This window comes from Patescibacteria group bacterium (assembly GCA_041651155.1).
In the GTDB taxonomy this organism is placed as follows: domain Bacteria; phylum Patescibacteriota; class Patescibacteriia; order CAIXNZ01; family CAIXNZ01; genus JAPLYF01.
Window position 1 is genome coordinate 22,009 of record JBAZJU010000011.1, and the last position, 6,000, is coordinate 28,008.

The following is a 6,000-nucleotide window of genomic DNA, read 5'->3' on the forward strand; positions in this document are numbered from 1 at the left end:
GGATGAAAGAGGGGATTTAAGGTACCCCTCGGACCTAGTTGATAAAATACATGGCGAAAGTGAAAATCGTTTGTGCGATTTCCTCAACCGTGTATTCGTGCCGATCGGTGAGCCGTGGAAGACCACGAACTCCCATCACGATCACGCTATCCCTCCGTTTGAGCTCTACACGAGGCGGTTTTTCGGGGATTGGGACATCGATTCCGTAACGCGATTTCATCGCCTCTATTGTGGCTTTGTGGCTCGAGTTACAGCAGGACTCAACACCAAGTTTCACCAATCTTTTTACGTCATCAACGGTGAGTTGTTGTCGGATGATTATGCAGTCACCTGCAAACATGGAATCCGCCAAAGCAAATCCGAAGTATATCATGATTTTTCTCCTTATGCTGCTTTCTTTTCGTTAAGATATTCACAATTTCCCCAGCCTGGGAACTGCGACCATTCCGCCCATTGCCGATTGGCTGGGTGGGTTGATTTGTTACTGCTTGAAAATTCCACTCTGCAGATTGCCCAATAGGGCAAATGCAGGTTTAATTTTTCGCAGAACAATGTTCCTGGCTGGGAAAGGTTGATTTTTGAAAGTTCTTCCGGTGTTAAGCGGATGTATATCCACTTATCACAATATTCCCTTGCGTACTGCACGAGCGTCTGCCCATGTTTGAAGTGGGTGCCCAGTTTATCAAATCCCACAAATGTGTACATTTTTTTCAGGATGGCAGGGCCAGCCATCTGAATCCTGACGAAAAGCTTGCTGCTTTTGTCCATCTTTTTCTCCTTTTTCAATGAATTTAACCAGCAAAATGCCAGTTTTAAGCGTACTTAGAGTATAGCATATTTTAATGATTTTGTCAAGAGTTTGAGCCTACGGAACTACCTAAAAAGCCTATAAAAGCTACAAAATTCCCTTAAAAAAAGGCGGCTAATGGCGAGGGTTTCCGAGGTTCGACCTCCAAATTGGAGGTCGAACCTCGAACTCATTTTGCCCAAATCTCGCACTTAGCCGCATCTATAATTCATAACATTCGCATAAAAAATAAAAGAGGGGCTTTATAGCACCCTCGTTTTTTCGCAATTATAATTTGATTTATATCAAAATTTTGAGCAAGCCTACACTAGGCGAAAATACAGTCGGGACACCTTTTATTTCGCGACTCGCGTAAAATTCGTGTTTGTTTGTACGGGCATTTAATTTTTTTTCTATAACAATATTTATACCATCGTTAACGCCACGGACGATAATCCAGTTGTCTGTTGTTTTAGCGCGATTCACTTCCAAGTGAAAAAGTTCAGCCAAGGCTAATAAGTCTTCCATATTTCCTCCTTTGTAACTTTGTGTTTTTTTATTGTTTCATGTTTTAAGCAATCTGTCAAATTACCTACTAAACACTTGGACGCCGTCTAAAAATTCGCGTCATTCGCATTCAAAATATTCGCATATATTAAAAAACAGGCAACCTAGGTTTAGGTTGCCTGCCGGCTTGGAATGAAATTCCTGGCTAAAGTTGGGCGTTGCCCAGCGCCCCGAATGCTTTGTCTGCGATGATGGGGCGAAGATGGAAGTGAGTCGTGCCGTGATCTTTGGCTTGGGCCTCGGCTTTTGCCTGACAGACGGCGCATTTGTTTGTTCCACCGATGGGTGCCAAGGCTTTCAGCCTGGCTATTGGGATTTCTTTTCCGCATTCGCATTTAACTTTCGTTACCACATTTTCCTCCTTAAAAAGACTTTTTCGTATGAGCCAGTGTAGTTTCCAGTCATTCCCATTATTAGGAATTTGGACGCTAGCTCCTTTTATATTGTTAGGTAGAATATTATATAATAGCATGTTTTAAATATTTTGTCAAGGGGTTTAGACTACAAAATTGTAAATTATCTACAAAAACTACGTAATTTAGGTAAAATAAGAGGCGGCTAAGTACGAGATTTGAACTTGGAGTTTGAGGTTCGGCCTCCAATTTGGAGGCCGAACCTCAGAAATCCTTTCACTTAGCCGCCATTCGCAGCATTCGCCTGCCTGCCGGCAGGCATTAAAAGATTCGCATTTAAGACTTGCGAGAATTTTTTAGTTGTATTACAATATATTTATTAACCGGAGAGTGGTTATCTTTTTTTTAGGATGCTAATTTACGAATTTGCTACTTATCTACTAATAGGTTATGTGATTAATTAATTTGTAGATTTGTAGAATATTAGTAGATTAGTAACCATTTAACCGTGTTTAAATAATAAAACCGTATTACATATGGCACAAAAATCAAGATCAATCGGCCAAAGAACCAAAATTAAAATTTATTTGCTTATTATTGTCGTTATTGCTGTTTTAGGCGGTCTTTTGGATTATCCAAAAGCTTTTGATGTTTCAGTTGATGCAATCAATAGTAAGTTGGGCATTAAGATCCCGCATTTTTATAATCTGCCATTTCGTTTGGGTCTTGACTTGCAAGGCGGCACTCAGCTAATTTATCAGGCTGATGTTTCTAAAGTGCCAGGCAGTGACCAGTCAGATGCTGTTGAAGGCGTCAGAGATGTGATTGAAAAACGTGTTAATGCTTTTGGCGTGGCAGAACCTTTGATCCAAACAACCAAAGAAGGCTCAAATTATCGCGTAATTGTTGAATTAGCCGGCATTAAAGATGTCTCCCAAGCCATTAAAATGATCGGAGAAACTCCTCTTCTTGAATTTAAAGAACAAGTCACAGGCACGCCTACTTTAACAGCTGAACAAAAAACTCAATTGGATAAATTTAATAAGGACGCAAAAACAAAAGCTGAAACTATTTTAGATCAAGCGCAATCTGCGCCTGCAAATTTCAGCCAGATTGCCCAAGATAAATCTGAAGATTTAGCCACAAAAGCAAATGGCGGCGATTTGGGCTATCTTAAAGATGGAGGCGCTCATAGCGAATTTTTAAAGCCGATTAAGGAAATCGGCACAGGCGATATTTATCCAGCAGTTTTTGAAAATGGCGAGGGTTATAATATTTTAAAAAGGGGAGACACTAAGCCAGACACAGAAGTAAGAGCCAGCCATCTTTTAATTTGTTACAAAGGCGCGGAAAAATGCGATAAAGAAACTTCCAAAGATGATGCCAGAAAAAAGATTGAAGAATTAAAAGCCAAGGCCACCCCGGAAAATTTTACCCAGCTTGTCAAAGAAAATTCTACTGAGCCGGGCGCTGACACAAGCGGTGGTGATTTAGGATTTTTTAGCAAAGGCCAGATGGTTAAGGCTTTTGAAGATGCTGTTTTCGCCATGAAAGTCGGTCAAATATCTGAGGTGGTTGAAACACAGTTTGGCTTTCATCTTATTTATAAAACTGACGAGCGAGTAGTTACTACTTATCAAGTATCTAGAATTTTAATTAAAAAACAAACTGAAGCAGATCTTCTGCCTCAGGGCGGTTATCAAAATACTGGTTTGTCAGGCAAGGATTTAAAACACGCTCAAGTTAATATCAGTCCGACAACGAATGAACCAGAAGTTGAACTGCAATTTACAGATATTGGTAAAACTCTTTTTGCTGAAATTACAACGAGGAATGTGGGAAAAACAGTAGCTATTTATCTTGACGGCCAGCCAATTAGCGCGCCGACTGTGAATGAACCAATAACTGGCGGCTCAGCCGTAATATCGGGAAAATTTAGTTTGGAAGAAGCCAAAACACTCGCTCGCCGTTTAAATGCCGGCGCTTTGCCAGTGCCAATTGAATTAGTCAGCCAGCAAACCGTGGGCGCTAGTTTGGGTCAGCAATTTGTGGATAAAAGTTTAAACGCCGCAATATTAGCTTTTATTCTAATAGCTTTGTTCATGATTTTGTATTATCGTTTGCCTGGCTTGCTTTCGGTTATTGCCTTGGTTATTTATGTAATTATCAACTTAGCAATTTACAAATTAATTCCCGTGACAATGACTTTGTCAGGCATTGCAGGTTTTGTCTTGTCAGTCGGTATGGCCGTTGATGCTAATGTTTTGATTTTTGAAAGATTAAAAGAAGAATTAACCTGGGGCAAGCCATTAGGTTCAGCTTCAGAGGAAGGCTTTAAACGTGCCTGGCCCTCAATTCGCGACGGCAATTTAACTACTTTAATTTCTTGTTTTTTCTTGTATTGGTTTGGCACGAGTATAATCAAAGGCTTTGCTCTGACCTTGTTTATTGGCGTTGTCATTTCTATGATTTCAGCCATTACCATAACAAGAACCTTTATGAACGTTGTAGTCGGCTGGAACCCTGTCCAACGAGCTAAATGGCTGTTTTGGCACAAGAAAAGCAAAGAAGAACAAAAAATAATGACTTCAAATTAAGCACTACAATATATGAAAATAATTAAACACAGAAAATTCTTTTTAATCTTTTCAGGCACATTAACCTTGGTTTCTATTTTACTTTGGATAATATGGGGCTTAAATCTGGGTATTGATTTCACAGGCGGCAGTTTAATGGAAATTCAATATGCCCAGACCAGGCCTGTCACTGCCGAGCTAAGTCAGACTTTGGCCGATCTAAATTTGAAAGGTTTGAAAATTCAAGCTATAGGCGATAAAGGCTATGTTTTGAGATTTCAGCAAACCGGTGAGGATATTCATCAACAGATCTTGGCAAAATTAAATCCTCCTATTAGTTCTGAAAATGCAGGCAATAATCTTAAAGTTGAAAGCGCAAATACTGATGCCAATATAGAAGTCAAAGGCATTAATGTCAGTACTTCAGGCAGTAATCAGGTTACAGAAACAAGATTTGACTCAATTGGACCAGCTATTGGCGCTGAATTAAAAACCAAAGCTTTTTACGCAGTTATTTTAGTTGTCATCGCTATTGTTATTTATATTGCCGTAGCTTTCCGCAAGGTGTCTTACCCTGTTTCTTCTTGGAAATATGGCGTAGCGGCGATAATTGCCTTAACTCACGATATTTTTGTGACCATTGGTATTTTTGTAATCCTAGGCAAATATTTTGGTTTTGAAGTTAATACGCCTTTTGTGGCTGCTTTACTGACAATTTTAGGTTATTCAGTCAATGATACGATCGTGGTTTTTGACCGTGTGCGTGAGAATTTGCATAAATATGAAGGTGAATTTGAGGAAATTGTGGAAAAAAGCATTTGGGAAACTATGGCTCGTTCTATTAATACTATTGTTACCGTGGAATTAGCCCTGACAGCTTTGGCAATTTTCGGCGGAGGAGTGATTAATGACTTTGTTATCCCATTATTAATTGGTATTTTCTTTGGCGCATATTCATCTATCTTTATTGCTTCCCAACTCTTAGTAGCTTGGCAAAAGTATGATTGGGCCAGGAAAAAGAGTGAATAATTAGGTAAATTTTATCTTATATTAAAAAGAGAATGTGGTATTCTCTTTTTTATTTAGCTATTGACAAAAATTAGATAATATTCTATGATGAGTAATCAATTTATTGCCAAACAAAGGAGGAAAAAATGGCAAAAAAAGTATGGTTCCTATCGTTGTTTTTTGTTGCGAGTTTTTTGATTTTTGGATGTCAGCATGACCCCAATCGTGGGGAGCCTCATTCAGTGCAAGCAGCTCCTGGAGGCGGGTATCGTTTAAATCTAGTTTGCGGGGAAAAGCTCATAAATGTGACCTGGCATGGAGGATCATATCTCCCATGGATACTTACGCGTCCTATGCGGGATGGAGAAACTCCGGAAACTTACAATTGGGTTGAATATACACCCGAAGGGCAGGCTAAAAGTTCGTACATATTTGTCGAGTGCTCGGTAAAAAGATAAATATCCTTCAAAACACAGGGGCGCTAGCATATTACTACGCTCCTGATTTTTTTTGTAAAAATGTAAGGGGAAATGGTTAAGTGATCCTTGCCCTAACCTTTTAACCCAACAGGCTTCCTAACCTTAGGATAGCGTCCCCTTTTGCGACTGCTAAGAATATTGGATTTTCTCTAAGGTTGGAAGAATATCAGGAATTATCCTATTCTTAAGGGGATAATTCATTAAAATTACCGTTATTATGACAAAAAAAA

Annotated in this window: 7 protein-coding genes; 3 read left to right on the top strand and 4 right to left on the bottom strand. The window is 39.3% G+C overall.

Translation table 11 applies throughout. The features are described 5' to 3' along the window. Window positions 1–34: 34 nt before the first annotated feature. The 4 genes from WC460_06455 to WC460_06470 form a co-directional block, all read right to left on the bottom strand. Window positions 35–373 (bottom strand): hypothetical protein, encoded by a 339-nt coding sequence (locus WC460_06455; GenBank protein MFA5188974.1) that lies wholly within the window; start codon window positions 371–373, stop codon window positions 35–37. An 11-nt stretch (window positions 374–384) separates the two neighbouring features. Continuing rightward, window positions 385–768 carry a hypothetical protein gene (locus WC460_06460; protein ID MFA5188975.1) on the bottom strand — a complete coding sequence of 128 codons (384 nt, stop codon included), beginning with the start codon at window positions 766–768 and terminating at the stop codon, window positions 385–387. Window positions 769–1,087: 319 nt separating this feature from the next. Then, window positions 1,088–1,315 carry a hypothetical protein gene (locus WC460_06465; GenBank protein MFA5188976.1) on the bottom strand — a complete coding sequence of 76 codons (228 nt, stop codon included), beginning with the start codon at window positions 1,313–1,315 and terminating at the stop codon, window positions 1,088–1,090. 184 nt (window positions 1,316–1,499) lie between these two features. Continuing rightward, window positions 1,500–1,706 (bottom strand): TraR/DksA C4-type zinc finger protein, encoded by a 207-nt coding sequence (locus WC460_06470; GenBank protein ID MFA5188977.1) that lies wholly within the window; start codon window positions 1,704–1,706, stop codon window positions 1,500–1,502. Window positions 1,707–2,243: 537 nt separating this feature from the next. On the opposite strand from WC460_06470, the gene secD reads away from it, so the two are divergent. The 3 genes from secD to WC460_06485 all read left to right on the top strand — a co-directional run bounded on the left by secD (window position 2,244) and on the right by WC460_06485 (window position 5,749). Beyond that, the gene (secD, locus tag WC460_06475) at window positions 2,244–4,304 is read left to right on the top strand and encodes a protein translocase subunit SecD (protein ID MFA5188978.1); all 2,061 of its coding nucleotides are present in this window, start codon (window positions 2,244–2,246) and stop codon (window positions 4,302–4,304) included. A 12-nt stretch (window positions 4,305–4,316) separates the two neighbouring features. After that, window positions 4,317–5,312: a protein translocase subunit SecF gene (secF, locus tag WC460_06480; protein ID MFA5188979.1), complete on the top strand. Its 996-nt coding sequence runs from the start codon at window positions 4,317–4,319 to the stop codon at window positions 5,310–5,312. A 125-nt stretch (window positions 5,313–5,437) separates the two neighbouring features. Continuing rightward, complete coding sequence (locus WC460_06485; protein ID MFA5188980.1) at window positions 5,438–5,749, top strand: hypothetical protein; 312 nt, start codon at window positions 5,438–5,440, stop codon at window positions 5,747–5,749. The last annotated feature ends 251 nt before the right edge of the window (window positions 5,750–6,000 follow it).